The sequence below is a fragment of the Prevotella sp. S7-1-8 genome (assembly GCF_000758925.1).
In the GTDB taxonomy this organism is placed as follows: Bacteria; Bacteroidota; Bacteroidia; order Bacteroidales; family Bacteroidaceae; genus Prevotella.
In genome coordinates, this window is the sequence record NZ_JRNC01000078.1 from 1 (window position 1) to 15,354 (window position 15,354).

General features: G+C 41.6%; 18 protein-coding genes and 1 pseudogene. 8 read left to right on the plus strand and 11 right to left on the minus strand.

Annotated features, from left to right (window positions below; genetic code table 11):
* Window positions 1-348: 348 nt before the first annotated feature.
* Window positions 349-1,551 (minus strand): relaxase/mobilization nuclease domain-containing protein, encoded by a 1,203-nt coding sequence (locus tag HMPREF1640_RS10925; protein WP_036894723.1) that lies wholly within the window; start codon window positions 1,549-1,551, stop codon window positions 349-351.
* 188 nt (window positions 1,552-1,739) lie between these two features.
* On the opposite strand from HMPREF1640_RS10925, the gene HMPREF1640_RS10930 reads away from it, so the two are divergent.
* From HMPREF1640_RS10930 to HMPREF1640_RS10950, 4 genes are all read left to right on the plus strand, one after another.
* The gene (locus HMPREF1640_RS10930; RefSeq protein ID WP_028901042.1) at window positions 1,740-2,129 is read left to right on the plus strand and encodes a plasmid mobilization relaxosome protein MobC; all 390 of its coding nucleotides are present in this window, start codon (window positions 1,740-1,742) and stop codon (window positions 2,127-2,129) included.
* 1,239 nt (window positions 2,130-3,368) lie between these two features.
* Window positions 3,369-4,643 (plus strand): replication initiation protein, encoded by a 1,275-nt coding sequence (locus HMPREF1640_RS10940; protein WP_036894690.1) that lies wholly within the window; start codon window positions 3,369-3,371, stop codon window positions 4,641-4,643.
* Between the two features lie 95 nt (window positions 4,644-4,738).
* Window positions 4,739-6,313 (plus strand): fimbrillin family protein, encoded by a 1,575-nt coding sequence (locus HMPREF1640_RS10945; RefSeq protein WP_231565906.1) that lies wholly within the window; start codon window positions 4,739-4,741, stop codon window positions 6,311-6,313.
* Between the two features lie 18 nt (window positions 6,314-6,331).
* The gene (locus HMPREF1640_RS10950) at window positions 6,332-6,553 is read left to right on the plus strand and encodes a hypothetical protein (RefSeq protein ID WP_052051819.1); all 222 of its coding nucleotides are present in this window, start codon (window positions 6,332-6,334) and stop codon (window positions 6,551-6,553) included.
* Window positions 6,554-6,596: 43 nt separating this feature from the next.
* Here HMPREF1640_RS10950 and HMPREF1640_RS10955 read toward each other — a convergent pair whose 3' ends face one another.
* The 3 genes from HMPREF1640_RS10955 to HMPREF1640_RS10970 form a co-directional block, all read right to left on the minus strand.
* A complete protein-coding gene (locus tag HMPREF1640_RS10955; RefSeq protein WP_052051820.1) occupies window positions 6,597-7,241 on the minus strand; it encodes a hypothetical protein in 645 nt (214 codons plus the stop codon).
* A gap of 116 nt (window positions 7,242-7,357) precedes the next feature.
* Window positions 7,358-7,909, minus strand: a complete 552-nt coding sequence (locus tag HMPREF1640_RS10960) for a hypothetical protein (RefSeq protein WP_052051821.1) — start codon at window positions 7,907-7,909, stop codon at window positions 7,358-7,360.
* Between the two features lie 231 nt (window positions 7,910-8,140).
* Window positions 8,141-8,470, minus strand: coding sequence for a hypothetical protein (locus tag HMPREF1640_RS10970; RefSeq protein ID WP_052051822.1), 330 nt, complete (start codon window positions 8,468-8,470; stop codon window positions 8,141-8,143).
* Window positions 8,471-9,116: 646 nt separating this feature from the next.
* On the opposite strand from HMPREF1640_RS10970, the gene HMPREF1640_RS10975 reads away from it, so the two are divergent.
* Genes HMPREF1640_RS10975 through HMPREF1640_RS10990 form a run of 4 tightly spaced genes read left to right on the plus strand, consistent with a single transcriptional unit; the run spans window position 9,117 to window position 12,497 of the window.
* Window positions 9,117-9,689, plus strand: coding sequence for a recombinase family protein (locus tag HMPREF1640_RS10975; protein WP_036894698.1), 573 nt, complete (start codon window positions 9,117-9,119; stop codon window positions 9,687-9,689).
* A gap of 5 nt (window positions 9,690-9,694) precedes the next feature.
* Complete coding sequence (locus HMPREF1640_RS10980) at window positions 9,695-11,158, plus strand: N-6 DNA methylase (RefSeq protein ID WP_036894700.1); 1,464 nt, start codon at window positions 9,695-9,697, stop codon at window positions 11,156-11,158.
* Window positions 11,146-12,090, plus strand: coding sequence for a BsuBI/PstI family type II restriction endonuclease (locus HMPREF1640_RS10985; protein ID WP_036894702.1), 945 nt, complete (start codon window positions 11,146-11,148; stop codon window positions 12,088-12,090). The genes HMPREF1640_RS10980 and HMPREF1640_RS10985 overlap by 13 nt, the downstream gene beginning before the upstream one ends.
* A gap of 11 nt (window positions 12,091-12,101) precedes the next feature.
* Window positions 12,102-12,497 (plus strand): hypothetical protein, encoded by a 396-nt coding sequence (locus tag HMPREF1640_RS10990; RefSeq protein ID WP_036894703.1) that lies wholly within the window; start codon window positions 12,102-12,104, stop codon window positions 12,495-12,497.
* A 51-nt stretch (window positions 12,498-12,548) separates the two neighbouring features.
* On the opposite strand, the gene HMPREF1640_RS10995 is transcribed toward HMPREF1640_RS10990, so the two are convergent.
* From HMPREF1640_RS10995 to HMPREF1640_RS11020, 7 genes and pseudogenes are all read right to left on the minus strand, one after another.
* The gene (locus tag HMPREF1640_RS10995; RefSeq protein ID WP_036894737.1) at window positions 12,549-12,866 is read right to left on the minus strand and encodes a hypothetical protein; all 318 of its coding nucleotides are present in this window, start codon (window positions 12,864-12,866) and stop codon (window positions 12,549-12,551) included.
* Between the two features lie 47 nt (window positions 12,867-12,913).
* A complete protein-coding gene (locus HMPREF1640_RS11000; RefSeq protein WP_036894705.1) occupies window positions 12,914-13,495 on the minus strand; it encodes a hypothetical protein in 582 nt (193 codons plus the stop codon).
* A gap of 12 nt (window positions 13,496-13,507) precedes the next feature.
* The gene (locus HMPREF1640_RS11005) at window positions 13,508-13,711 is read right to left on the minus strand and encodes a hypothetical protein (protein ID WP_036894707.1); all 204 of its coding nucleotides are present in this window, start codon (window positions 13,709-13,711) and stop codon (window positions 13,508-13,510) included.
* Window positions 13,695-13,931 (minus strand): hypothetical protein, encoded by a 237-nt coding sequence (locus HMPREF1640_RS11010; protein WP_036894716.1) that lies wholly within the window; start codon window positions 13,929-13,931, stop codon window positions 13,695-13,697. The genes HMPREF1640_RS11005 and HMPREF1640_RS11010 overlap by 17 nt, the downstream gene beginning before the upstream one ends.
* 456 nt (window positions 13,932-14,387) lie before the next feature.
* Complete coding sequence (locus HMPREF1640_RS13400) at window positions 14,388-14,759, minus strand: hypothetical protein (RefSeq protein ID WP_156098803.1); 372 nt, start codon at window positions 14,757-14,759, stop codon at window positions 14,388-14,390.
* A 7-nt stretch (window positions 14,760-14,766) separates the two neighbouring features.
* Window positions 14,767-15,003 carry a hypothetical protein gene (locus tag HMPREF1640_RS11015; protein ID WP_025073163.1) on the minus strand — a complete coding sequence of 79 codons (237 nt, stop codon included), beginning with the start codon at window positions 15,001-15,003 and terminating at the stop codon, window positions 14,767-14,769.
* Window positions 15,004-15,050: 47 nt separating this feature from the next.
* Window positions 15,051-15,354: pseudogene (locus tag HMPREF1640_RS11020) on the minus strand (hypothetical protein); the annotation flags it as partial.

A 15,354-nucleotide genomic window follows, 5' to 3' on the forward strand; every position in this document is an offset into this window, starting at 1 on the left:
TAAACAACTTTGCCGCATATAAAGACATTATGATTGCAAGGATATAAAAGCGAGTGAGCGGTCAAAGCGCAAAACTTCGGCTGCTCACAATTATGAACGGCAATTCGACAAATGAAGCGTAAAGACACAACTCCTTTTGTATATACAAAGGTACGAAAAAGTTATGAAACAACCAAATAAAACGCCCTTAAAATAAGGATTTTACGAAAGATTTGTGCAACTAAAGACAGGCTTTCAAACGCTGTTTAATCAGTGTTCAAACGCCTGTTTTTATATGGTTTGCTTTGTGCAGAAAAATGCAGTTTTTGTACAATCTAATTTGTAAAATTGCACAATCTAATTTTCCGATTATATAACACCCTCATCATCGATATGTCCAAACTTGCAAAGGATAGTCCTCTCTTCTTCGGTCGCAGGATTGAATCCCTGGATCCATAACCTCCTGAAATTCTTGCGTAAAATAGAAAAGTACTCCTTATCAACCGCAATCGAAATTTTGCGCTGCTTATCTCTGATATACCCATCGTGATAGATATTGACCCTATATTTCCACCACAGTGACTTGTTTATCTCGCCGATAGTAAGTTTATCGTTTTCCTCAATCAGTTTGCGTATAAAGCCTAAAATAGCCTTCTCACGTTCTCCGACAGGTATATTTTGCTGCTGCTTGAAAACAAGTAAAGTCTTTATGTCTAAGATGTCGCTACCTTTATATACTGCCTTGTTTTTGTGATCCACCACCATATATCCATAAGGGGCATCTTTCTTCCCTATAAAAACGAGAGATATGCCCAGCTTCTTTTTCAGCATCTTATTTAGATCTTCTTTGTTTGAAGTCAATCCCCTATATTTCAAAAGGATGACCTTTAACCTTTTGCGCTGCTTGCTGCTTTCCTCCATCGTCGTCTTTGTCATCGCCAGTTCTATCTCTTTGATGACAATGCTATCAAGCACAGTACCCCCTTTCTTAACATTGAGCTTGTCATCTTCCACATAGCTCTCATACCCATTGCTCTCCAGAATAGCCTGAAATTGTCCCAACGTTGCAAAAGAATACTCCATAGCCTTTTGAATGATACTCTTTGCTTCATACTTTGGTTCTATTCCCATGATTTTATTGATGATAGCCTGGGAGCGTAGTCTTTCGTTGTCATGTTCTATCTTCTTGCCTTGTGGATTAACTCTGCTCGTCACAATGTGGATATGATTGTTGCCTGTATCGTGGTGCGCATAAATCAAGACTGGTTGTCCCTTATCAGCATACCCCATTTCTTTTAAGTACTGATGCGCAATATCCAAAAGCTGATCATGCGTATATTCCTGCTTCTTGCATGATATAGAGACATGAAACTGGGTATTCTTGATATTCTGATTGACAGACGAATACTTCACCAGATACTCCTGTAAGTTGGCAGCAGTCACATTTCCAGTTTTTTGAAGATAGTCAAAATTTGAGATTTCTAAGAGCTCTGCCGTACCCTTAGACACTTTTCTTTCGTTATAATTGACAGCATTGAATGTGCTGCTTGAATGGAGAATGGTTGCTATCATCGTACTTTAATTGATGTAAAGGTAGCTTCGGTAAAGATAGCCAGGATGACATCTGCCAAACCGCCACTGGTCAATAAATTAAAGTGCCTCGAAACTACGATGCAAATATAACATTTTTAGCTGGATTAAAGTTCTATAGCCTCGCCTAAAATTTGTATCTTTGAGTAAGAACATCATCGCACAATTGCATGAAAGAAGACAAAAGAACAAATCGCATCAACCTCCATCTTAACAATAAAGAGTTAGATTTATTCAAAAGTAAAGCCAAAAATTACAATCAAATGGCTGCTATGATTCGTGATGCAGTAGCACAATTCAACGACAAAGGAACTGTTAAACGCATAGAATCTTTGAATAAATTAGCCGACTTGATAACAGAATTTAATCACGAAATTTCTAAGCAGGGAGTAAATCTTAATCAGATTACCAAGCGTGCTAATGAACTAATTTACAAAGGAGCATTAGACAAAGAATACTACGATGAAATTATTCTCCCTCATGTTTCTGACCTAAAAAAAATGATGGCCACCATGAAAAAGCAGCAATCAGACATCTTCAAAAGATTGCTGGAAATCTAAAAAAGGCATCATTTTTTGTCCTAATATCGGAGTTGCGACGATATTTTCCCCACTTTCGTGGGCAAGTAACCTTTATGTGCCAATTTGAAAAATGGGCGCCTAAAGGTACAACTTGCTACACATTTTCTACGCCATTTTTCAATCCCTTTGTACATGATATTTACAAGTCATTTTCGCCATTCCTCACTAAATTCATTCTGAAACCATGTGCTAAGTTCGATTTGTCGATATGTTTTATTGTTAATCAAAAAAGCAAAATAACAAACAAGCAATAAAACAAAATATATGCTTTTCAACCTAATATAAACGTTGCTAAACAAAAAGGCAAAATATATATTATTTAAACAGTCATAAACTTTGCAAATCAAAAAAGCAAAACAACAAATAAGCATAAAAACAAAATATATACTTTCCAAACAAACATAAAGTTTGTCAGACAAAAAGGCAAAATATATGTTATCCAAATAATTATAAACGTTGTCAAACAAAAAGGCAAAATATATGTTATCCGAATAGTTATAAACGTTGTCAAACAAAAAGACAAAACTACAAAAAAACATAAAAACAAAAAGGGTGGAGGGCATTGGTAGTACCGCTATTCAAGTTGGCGAACTGGAGGGAAAAGTGGTGGTCGGCTTTCCATGGTCTTATGCGTCTTATCTGACTCCGTTGAAAATGTTGTAATCTATCTGTTACAATATCGGGATAAAAATTAAATGAGCTTGATTTCCACGGAGGCGTTTATGAAAAATATCCATGCTCATTAGTTCACTTCGTAACCTTTTGAGAACGATTAAATAACCTTTTGGGAAGACAGGAGACTCGGCTTCTGTACGTCATCGACCTTATTTTTTTCCCTTTTGTTAAAAGTTTCTCGCGCGCGTATAAAGCTTTATTTATTATATTTATTTATAAGCTTTATTTAAGAGCGTTGTAAGTTCTTGAAAATCAGAGTAATTATCTGTTATTAAGTAACCTTTTGAGAACGATTAAGTAACCTTTTGAGAAGAGTCCTCCTTCTTTTCCTTGATTATTTAAGGCAACAATCTGACTTTTTGAATTTTTGTCGCATTTCCTTTGCTCTGTCTTGTAATTTACCTACATTTGAATTGTCGTTTCGATGCACTTTAATATAATTACCGAAACAGCTGACAGTTGTCTTCCCGGTACCCTTTAATCAAATTTTCGCTACGACATCAGGGATTATCAATTCTGAAAATTTAATTAAAGGGTTTAACAATGACAAAAAGACGAATCACCCTTATTGAAAATGGCGACGTGGGCAAATGCTCATTCAGTTTCAACAACCTTATTCTCCGTTCTCCTCTTCGCTATACGATGATGGAACGCCGTTTCCTCTATAAGCTGTCGGAGGCTATCAAGATGCGATATGAGGAAATGGAATTGACAATGCGTGATAACTGGCAGAATCTTGTATTCAACATGACTGATCGGGATTTAGCTTCAGTCGGTGGAAACACCAACGTTATGAGAACTTACAAGACGGTGCGGACGCTTGCACAGAAAGCCATCGTCCAGTTTCATGAGAATGAAGACAAACAGCTGGTGGTGGATTACTTTCATTGGATAGATGCTTTCAGATGGAACACCTCGACAAATGATTATACGGTACGTGTCTCTCCAGAGCTGTATGAGTACGTCATCAATCTTACCAAGTCGTTTACTATCCTCAATCTGCATACGGCAATCTTGCTGGAATCGAAATACTCGCAAAAATTCTATGAGATATGTTGTCTCTATTCGGGCGATTTCCGCTATATCGATCCTGCAATGCCCAACGAGACTTACAAGAAGAGAGTCTTGAAAATGTCGGTCGAAACCTTCCGCTTTACCTTCGGACTATCAGAACTCCATGATCCTAAGACTGGAGAGCTATTGGAAAAAGAGAAATACCAGCGTTTCAAAATGATGGTAGAGAAAGTTATCCTGCCAGCACAACGAGAATTGTATGAGCTTTATCAAAACAATCAATGTGATGTGTGGTTCGATTTTGAAGTGGCAGACCGTTATGGGCGTGGCAGAAACGGCTCACCCAGGAACCTGCGCTTTTACGTTTATTCAAGAGAGTTTCCAAAGTCTAAAGATGCTGATAAGGATCGACCATGGCAGGAAGGCGATACTCCGCTATTTTCATTCGAAAAGAAAGATGACAAAAAGGCTCCAAAGGAAAGAACTTATAAGCAAACTGACTGGCTTAACCTCGATGGAGATTTCCAAAGAGACACGGTACGCCAACTGCTGAATATTTATTTGGATGCCGATGCAGCAGATTACTATATGGCCAAGATTGACGAGGAACAACGGCAAAACAACGATACCTATTCACAGGTGATACAGGTAATCTACGAAAAGCAGAAACAGCCAAAATTTCAACAGGGTTCTAAGAAATACCGACAGAAATGCTTAATAGATTTTGTTTTTCCTAAAAATTTAAAAGTATATGGCTGGCATATAGATCCAATAAATATTAAACCAAATAATTATGCAAAATGAAACATTTTAATTTATTAAATTCAATGGCTTTTGTGTTTATAGCCATGTTGTTATTGGGCTTCACGTCCTGTACGGAAGAACAAGAAGTCGAAAACATGTCTTTACCCAAAGACGCGATTAGATTTTCAGTTGTGGATGCCAACGGCACGCGCTCCGCAATGGACTCCAGGAATTTTAGGAAAGAGCTGAAAGGGTTCTTCGTGAACGCCTTCCCTGACAACGCTATCCATGAGCCCTATATGAATGACGTTGAGTTTGTCAATGACGGGAATGGCAACTTCATGTACAAAAAAGATAAAGACATTAAGTTTTGGCCAGACTACCCCCTTAGCTTCGTTGCCATGAATGCGCATGATGCCTTGGGCACCAAATTGGAAATGTCACAACAGGGCGACATCGGACTTGGGGTGTTTACTGGAGGGGAGAATGATATTGTTGCCGCATATGCGCCAAATCAAAGCAAACTAATGAACAACGGTGAGGTGTTCTTGCAATTTCACCACCTTCTCTCGCAAATTAAATTTTACGTGGAGGATCGGTCCACCAGTCGATTAGATTGCGAAATAAGCAGAATAGGCCTGAAAGGCGTGTACGATGACGCTTTCTTCTCCATTGACCAGCAAGGTAATGTTACCACCTCCATGGGGCCAAGTGGATATGCGTGCGGAGACTACACAATAGATGTTCAAGACTATGACCCCGACCAGGAGCCAGTCCTCATGAATAACGGCAAGGATATCTTTATCGTGCCAATGAATCATAAATCATGGGATCCAAAGTCAGGGGTCAGAATCAAGGACATCAACGATGCCATGAGCAATGATGATAACGACAACATCTATTCCTATGTGTGGATGGAGTGCAAAGTCAAGAAAGACGGCAAATACGTCGTGGGCGACGAAAACTCATATGGGCACACCTATTTCCCGTTCAGGGCAAATCTCAAGGCAGGGAAAATATATAACTATATCATTAGGATTTCCAATGATTTTTATGGCTATACGGACGAAACGGAAAGCGTTCAAGAACCGCAGCTCGGACGGGTAATAACAGACAAGGGTAACATCTATAGGGATTCACAGAGTGCTATCATAGCAGGAGAGAATCCCGTTGCGATGATTGCATATATCGATGAGAACGGCAATGGTCCCGGCCCTTGGCATAAACATGGCCTCGCAATATCTTTGAAAGTATTGGATACCAAGAAAACAGGAGAGATAAAAGACATGTTTTTTCCCTTGTCAGAACTGCAGAATTGGAACTATTGGGTGAACAAGAGCATAGGCAACGAGCCTAATTGGACACAATGGTATGTTCCGTCGTGCAAGGATTTTGACTTAATTTTCGATGCATGCGGAGGGACAAAATACAGCTCATCCTCACATACGGATAATCAGTCGTGGGACTATGGAGAGCTTGGTGGGTTTCTGGAAGAGACTGATCCACCAGCATGCGCGTCTGGAGAATGTTATTACCAGTATATGTTTCCATTTGCTTCCCAATATTGGTTTTGGGGGGGGCGTGATGAAAAATTAGGAACCTACTGGATAAGGCAAAGGGAAAGTTCTTTTGTTGATGACGTGATAGAATATGATGCTGTTAACAAAAAATATAAATCACAGGGCATGTCAGGCACCCGCAATATGATTCGCCTTGTTTTCAGATTTTAAAAATTAGGTAATGGTACAATGAAAAAAAAATATATAAGGCCACAAGCGTGCGCTATGACGCTGTGGGAGAATACAGGTATCTTGGCCGCCTCCAACAAAAATCCAAATATAAAAGTTGGTGTTGACGATTGGGATTCGGAGGACATTGATGTTAGTAACGCCAAACGCTTTGAAACGGACTGGGAAGAGGTGAGGCAAACCTTCTCACTCAGTAACGGTTTTGAAGAAGACGTACATTAGAAACAAGCAAGGGGGAGCATGACTTGTCCCCCTTGGTGCTTGTTTAGTCAACTCCACCGACCCCGATGCGAATCCAACCCTCATCATTGTTCATGTTGTGCAGCCCGTCGTTGTCACACTCTTGTGTTAGATAGGATTTGTCACTATAAAAGACAATCCACGCCTCTGGCGCATTGCGGTCAACCTTGTAGGTAACCTCCCTATGAAGCTTGTCTTGGATGTAGGCTTTGATATTGACAGTGATAGCGCCGGTCTTGTCTTGGGCATAGCCTGGCATTTTCTTGGTCGACCTAAAGCTTTCGTAATAGCATAAGCATGCAATGTCATTGGCGGTGCACGTATAGGTGCGGCTAATCACGCCATTCTTTTGGATTAACACGGTGGACCCCTCATATTTCTTATCATTAATCGTCGGGTGGTCTCCGCCTTGCTTAACCCATTCGGAAGCCGTGTAGAAGCCATCTTTGTTGTTGACGGCCACAGGATATCCACTCTTCTTTCTCAAGTCAATGGCGTATACTTCGCTCTCAGAGCAAAACTTAGTCGTGTCGCCTGTATAGGTGATGACCAGTTTTGCGGTGACCTTCTCCATGGGCTTTGGGGTAATGGTATCGTCATTGTCACAAGCCATAAAGCTGAATACTATGGCAAAAAACGCACAAACGTGGAATAACTTTGATTTTTTCATGTTGTTAGTGTTTTGATGTTTGAGAAATATTTATCTTACGACTTTGCGCTTTGTCCGCAAAGATACATATATTCTTTAAAAATATATTATAATGTGAAAAGAAAATTAGTGTTATATTACGTTTCCTTTGAGTGTGGGCACCGTGGGATGTCCCCTCGTTTTTTACTGTCCCAAAAAGAAACGCTCATACATTTGCCTGATAATAGTAGCATACTGATATTTTTATTTCCTTTCTCATCGTAGGACTCGAAACACACTTTGCCATGACGAATTAAATCCACGACTTCATCCGCCGTGACACTATGCCCGTTATACATGCGCTGCACTCTGAAACTTCCTCTCCCGTTACTGTTCTCGCATACAAAGTATCTTGCTCTCACCACAATCCTGCCATGGTTTGGCAGGAATGCGACAGTGTTGTCGAGCATTACCGTATGGCCGCGTATTACTGGTATGGATGAGAAAACCTCCCCGGCGTTTGATGAAAAGCCGTCCAGGATAATGCGCTTGCCCATCACGATGCTTTCGGCTTCATGCTTGGCAATCCGTCTGTTGCATATATAGTTCTTGATGTGAAACATACAGGCCTCGCATTGGTAGCCATGGCTGTTAAGGTATATGCGGCGGCCGCAAGCCGGGCAAGGGATGGATAGATATTCCTTACTCATGATTATTGTCGTTTAGATGGTTGATAAGATTTTTTTCCAGCCTTTGAGTTTAAGAGCCACAGTATTGCGGTGGCAAGAAAGACAAGGAAGAACACACATTTCATCAAATCGGAGGTCTGCTCACTTGTGATCAGGTTGATATAGCTTATCACCAGGCAGGTACTTGAGATAAAATCTTTCATATAGCGATGTCCTTAATATGGAGGGTGGTTAAATTCCTCCGTTTCCTTGTCAATTCGTTACCTCGTAGAAGTAGTCCAACTCCTCGCCGTGCAGGTTCTCCCGCACCCACTCATCAGCTTTGCGCCAAAGCTTGTCATCGACCCTTGCCATGCTATCGTTCCTCTCATACCACTGCCAAATCTTGTGATTGAGTACCATCACAAGTTCGGTAAGGTAGACGTGGTTGGTTTGCCACTCCCTGAAAGCACGATTGAAGGTATCAACGATAGCCTCAACACCAAACTTGTCTACAATTGAAAAATCCATCCAAAAGGTAGTTTTCGGCTGATAGTCAGTCCCAATCATGTCTGGACTAACCGTGATGTGAATTGTTTCCATGTGTTTTAAGTTTTAATGAAACATGTTACTTTTCCCTTTAGTTTCCCACTGCTTGTCAGTGGGAGCTGACCGGGATTGAATTTTTATGTGCATGGTAGCAGTGGGGACGCAATGGATGCGCAAGGAATTTTAAGGGAATTTTGGATGGATACCCAATTTTGATAGAAATTGTGGAGGGTCTGTCCAAAATTCCCTGAAAATAGCTTCTGCGGTACTTTCGCAGGAATGGAGGCCACACTACCTTTGCACAATAAAATCAATACTGGCAGCTACCTGGTAAGAAGTAGGCAACGCTTACTGAATAAATAACTCCGCAGGAGTAATAGAGGGGTTGGGATAAGAACAAAACTTACGATAGTGTGTTTTGCAGGGCTATCATGAAGTCTGTGCCACTGGCTCTGACGAAATGAAGATAAGACTTTAGGGAAAAGGCAAAGATACCAGGGCTGTGTAGGTTGGCAGTGCGTTGAATACTGCCAACTGATTTGGGGCTTACTCGCAGGTCGGAAATCAAGGTCGGACACAGTACGAAAAAGATAAAGTTAATCGAACTTCAAAACAAAGAGATAAAAAATAACCTTACCGCTTGTTTTTAAGTACGATTTTGTGTATATTTGCAAAGGAATAATAATCGAAACATTAGCAGATGGCAACTATAGGCTATGCAAGAGTATCGAGCAGAGATCAACATCTTGATATGCAGCTCGCCGCTTTAAGACAAAAAGGTTGTAACACCATTTTCCAAGAAAAGGTGTCGGGTATTCGTCAGCGCCCAGAGCTGGAAAAATGCTTGTCTTATCTGCGTGACGGCGACACATTGGTGGTATATAAGTTTGACCGTTTAGGCCGATCACTCAAAAACCTGCTGGAGATATTCGAAGACCTACGTAATCGGGGTATAGCCCTGATTTCCGTTCAAGACGGCATCGATGGCAGTTCTACTACGGGCAGACTGATGATGACACTGATGGCGGCACTGGCCGAATTTGAAAGGTCTGTGATTGCCGAACGGTGTTCGGCAGGGCGTAGAGAAGCGAAACTAAAGGGAAAAAGATTTGGTAGGACACCAGGGGTAGACAGAAACAAGATAGATGCAGTTTCGGGCTTATATAAACAGGGGATGACAATTGTCTCTATTATGCAACAACTGGGCATAAAGTCAAAATCGACAGTTTATCGCTATCTGCAGATGAAAGGCATTAAATTGAATCGAAAATAATATTTATGTCACCTTTAAGGGAAACCATATACAGAACATCATCTTTTATCAGCTCCAACACCAAAGCTGAGAGAAAGAAATATGGTCAGTTCTTTACTTCGGAATCAATTGCTGTGTTCATGGCTTCCATGTTTCATATAGACATTGAAAAGAAGTCTTTAAGGGTTCTTGATGCTGGTGCTGGCAGTGGCATATTGTCAGTGGCTTTATTGGATAGAATCCGCAAAATTGGCTATACTGGCTCTGTCGAGCTTGTATGCTATGAGAATGACGAGAAAGTCCTCGGTGTTCTTACCAAGAATCTTACTTCTGTAAAAGACTCAGATTTCACATTTGAAATTCGTGGCGAAAATTATATTACTTCCCAAGGTTTTGGGCATAGTACTTTCTTTTTCGAGCAAAAGGAGCGAGAAACCTATGATTTAATAATAGGCAATCCACCCTATAAGAAAATACCAAAGGACGCACCAGAGGCTACACACATGGAAGAAGTGTGCTATGGTGCACCGAATTTGTATTTCCTATTTTGGGCTATGGGCATTCACAACCTCAAAGAGGGTGGAGAACTTGTCTATGTTATCCCTCGATCATGGACTTCGGGTGCATACTTTGATCGTTTTAGAAAATACATGTTGTCACATTGTGTAATTACCGACATTCATATTTTCGGAAGTAGAGATAAAGTCTTTGATGGTGAAACCGTCTTACAGGAAACCATGATTGTCAAGGTTAAGAAAGACAGCATAAGACCGTCAAAGATAAGGATTACGTCATCTGACACATCGGATTTTTCTGACTTGAGGTGTATTGATGTTGAATATGACACCGTTGTCAGCAATAACGGCTATATCTATTTAGTTACCAACGAAAAAGAAGCGAAAGTCCTTTCCACACTTGGAAAGCTACCATTCACTCTTGTCTCTGACAACTTACGCATGAAAACTGGAATTATAGTGGACTTTCGTACCAGAGAAGTTTTGAGAAGCGAACCTTCGGATGATACATATCCACTTTTCTATTCACAGCACATCAAGGGTGGACGGGTTGTATGGCCTGTCGGGAGGGAGCATGAGTTCATCGACACTGATCGTATGGGCTATTTGCAGGATAACACAAACTACCTGTTTGTCAAACGATTTACGGCAAAGGAGGAAAAAAGACGATTACAATGTGGTATATATTTATCCTCCGATTATCCAAAGTACAAGTATATAAGCACGCAAAACAAGCTGAACTATATCAAATGTGATTCCCATGAGGAAGTCTATGGACTGTATGTTCTGCTCAACTCTACCATCTATGACCAGTATTACAGAATACTGAATGGCTCTACACAGGTAAACTCTACAGAAATAAACAACATGCCTGTTCCTTCCAAAGAAATTATCTGCAAGATGGGGAAGGAGTTGCAAGGAACAGATTTAAGCCAGGCTGTATGTGACAGCATTCTAAGAAAATGGATAAACTGAAAATAATAAAGAGTCTGCTGGCAGATATTGGTATGCCGTCGGCCCAGCAATCTGACTTATGCGCCCTGACAATATTGGCCATGGCGAATTTGAAAGAGATTGGTAGCTTTGCTGGTGCAACGAATGATTGGATTAGAATACACGATGTAATTGCATTTATCAATGCCAATTATAGTGCCAATTATGCAGAGAATTCAAGAGAAACGTTCCGTAAACAAGCCATGCACCACTTTAGGACTGCAGCATTAATAGAAGATAACGGCAAGGCCACCAATAGTCCTAACTATAAGTATAGGCTCACAGATGAGTTCCTAAAAGTTATTAGGGGCGTAAAAAAATCAAAACAAGGCAATTCAGAAAATGAAGCATTAAGAAAATTTTTGAAGCATCACGAAAGGCTGATAGATATTTATGCGTCTAAGAGGGTCATGCGCAAAATGCCTGTTAGGATAAACGAAAAGGACTATACATTTAGTCCTGGGTCTCACAACCAATTACAAAAGGCTATTTTGGAAGAGTTCGCACCTCGGTTTGCCCCAAATTCAGAATGCCTTTATGTTGGAGACACTACACATAAAGACATGGTAAAGAATGAGGCAAAATTACAGGAGTTAGGATTTGCTATAACGCTTCATGATAAAATGCCAGATGTTGTTCTTTATCGGGAGGATAAGGATTGGTTGTACTTTATTGAGGCGGTGGATTCTGTTGGTCCTATGAGTTCAGAAAGAGTAAGGGATATAACCCAAATGACTGAGGGGGTGAGGTCGGGAAAAATCTTTGTTACAGCATTTCTTGATTTTGCAAAATACAAACGATTCTCCGAACAGCTGGCATGGGAAACAGAGGTATGGATTGCAGATATGCCAGATCATATGATACACCTGAATGGCGATAAATTCATGGGACCAAGACACTTAACAAACAAATAGACGCGCATATAATGGAACTAAAAGAATTTGTGAAGGAAACTATTGTGCAGGTAGTAGAGGGGATAGATGAAGCTAATGTGGCTTTATGGGAGAAAACGGCTTTTGTGGCTTCTGCTAATTTACAAACCAACAAGACATTTCAAAGCACAGTTGATAAGGATGGCAGACAACACTATGTCACGGATGTGGAATTTGATGTAGCTATAAACGTACAAAACACAGAAACGAAAGAAGGCCGTGGGAAAGTCGAAATTCTGACTGTTCTCAATGTTGGAGGCAAAGGAAGTTGCGAGAATACAAGTTCATCGACCAGTCGCATCAGATTCTCACTTCCATTGGCTCTTCCGACAGAGCCGGAAGAAAAACTTTACAGACAATCATCTGCACCCAAACGACCAAAGTCGTAACATAGGCAAGCCACCAGTCCACATAATAGATATGGACTGGTGACTTAGAACTTACTCTTCTCCCTCTGGCAGTGCATCCAATATGCCGTTGATGTCTCCAAACTGGAGGTCGTTGTAACCCACCTCATAGTACTCATTATCCTCGTTGGGCATGATAAGGATGCCGCTGTGAGGGGTGACGGGGTACTTCGCTGCCATAACCTTGGCATCCAAGTGGCCTTGGCAATTGGACAGCTCGGCGGTGACGTATGGGAAATCGGCATACCAATGGTATTCCTTGTCTGCCAGGTTGCGCAGGGCTTCGTTCAACACCCGGTCTTCCTGCTGCAGGATAGCCACATACTGCTGTAAAAAATCTTCGTGTTTCATATTCATCTGTTATTTGTGGAGGGGGTGGTTAGCCCCCTCCGTTGCCTTTAGTATTCTGCAATCTCGAACTCGTGGACGTAGATAAAATCATCATCGTCCTCATGGTCTTCATTCCAACTCTCCAGCTTGGCTTTGCTTACCTTATCCTTCCCGATTAGCTTTGCAGCGTATGCCATAGCCTGTTTCTCGGTCTCGAAATAATCACTCTCGTAGTTGCCATTTACGCAAGCATCCACATAGAACCTATCGGGAAAATACTTGCCGTCGGCATCATTGGTGGCATACATCTCACACCCCGGCTCCTCCACGATGAAATAGACGGTCAGCTTTGGCATGAGTGTGCGCAGCAAATGACGGAAATCCGATGCTCCCCACGCTTCTTCTGCCTCGATACAGATAGTGTCACCATCCATTTCGTACTCTTGGATAAAGCCTCGGAGATAATTCTCCGACAGCTGCTTGTCTGTTGCCCCCAATGCCTTGACGATGTTTCCCTCCCAATCCTTGGAAGCCGTTTCAGAGACAGGCTTCTGCTTTTCAGTCATAAAGCCGTCAATCACGCCATACACTTTTTCCAAATCACTTTTGCTACCCTCGATACGATAGCTCGTTGTTGCCCAGTTTGCCATAATGCTATTATTTTATTGTTGATACTGTTCATCTGTCCGTTCCACTCTTTCAACTGCATCATTCGTTTTCAGAGCCTCTTGAAATCCTTTGATGAAATCTTCTGATAAATAGTCGGGAAACTCAAAAACACGTATATCCGTGATTTGTTCCATTCCCTTTTTGTAGGTCATCTTTATTGCTCTTATCTCGTCTGTCGTTTTAGTCCGTAAAAGCATTGATGCGTTGCTCTTCAACCTCCCATTCATAATCCCGGTTGTTGCACTGTGTCTGCATGTACTCCCTTATTTCCTCGGCATCGTTCTCGTTCATGCCCCTGTAGGCAATGAGCTGTGAGATTATATCATCCAAGTTTTCACCGATGTAAACAAGTTCTCTTGAATTGCAGGAGTGCCATGCGTCTGTCCTGTAAACTAAGTAAATCCATTGTGTATTCATATCGTTGATGATGTTTGTGATACATTTCCCTTTCGTTCTGCTGCTTTTGCAGCATCACTGTTGGGATTTCAAATTTTATGTGCAAGTGGTCAGCAAGTCCATGAGGCAGATAAGCCAAGTAATTTTGAGATATTGTCATGGAATACCCCAATCTGTGATTGGTGGAAGGCTGCCGTGAGAATATCGCAAAATAGCGCAGCGGTACTTCGGCGTTCTACCGGACTTGCTACCTTTGCTAAGTAAAATTAAATCCAGGCAGTGATTGCAGGAGCGCAAACGACCCACATAGGGTTATGGAAATAACGATTTAAGGGAAAGAAACTAAGACAGCCTGGCAAGGCAACCAAATAAGATGCCGACACTACCGCTCTCCCAAAGTCCCTTGAAAGACTCTGTTGGCGATCCTGCAAGGTCAGAAGCAGTGTCTTTCATGGGATGAAAACGGCTGCGACCATTTTAAGGGTTTTTGCGTAGCCTGTGTTCGGTTAGGTTGTAAGCCACGTAGCCGACAACAAAGTGGAGTGGAAGAACGAGACGACTGTTTTTCCTGCGGAACGTGTAAAGGCGGAGTGGTCTGCTGCCCGACAAGAATACTGGCGAAGCAACCAGGCATGAGAAATAGGACGAAAGGGAAAGATGTACTGACCAAAACTTGTGGCAACGTGTTTTGTAATGGGCGAAAGAAGTGGCTACCTCGGTAGTGACTTGCGATTTTAGGGCATAGTCTTGACAATAGTGCTTGGGGGGGGAGGGTGCTGCGAGCTGTGTGAGCAGCACACGGCGAATGGTGGAATGTGGCACCATGCTTGCACCATCATTCCACCACAATAGCGTTTTATGAGCGAAAGGTTTTTAAGTTCACCATCATAGACTGATATACTACTTTGGTATATCCTTCCTGCTTCAACAGGGCTATCTCTCTTCTTGAATAAGCCATTGCCTGGCTCTTATTCATTCCAAACTTGCTTTTCATAGGTCGGTTAGGTCGCATGGTCTGTACTTCGTATTGCTCTTGATAGATGGGTACGAAAGTCTTTCTCTTGATGATTTCAACTCTTGGATAACGTAGCATAATGGAAGTATTTGCGCCCCGATGGTTAGTCGGGGCATTACCTTTGATTAGAGTGATGCAAGCCTTTCTGCAGCTTTGCAGATAAGGTCTTTCAACTGCGCCTTATTAAGTTTAGGTAGCAAGTCTATGACCATAAAGATCTCTGTGTCCTCAATCGCCACACCTCGCTTGGCAAGAATAGACTTGATGTCCAAAGTGCTGCAGTCGTTGTATGACTTACTGCAGCTTGTTGTCATCGGTGTCTCGTCAAAAAAGGATATGCTATTGCCTTCCAAATCTTCAGGTTCACCGATACCGATAAAAGCGTCAATGCGAAATTTGCGATCTTCGCCCTTGTCGGTATCGAAATAG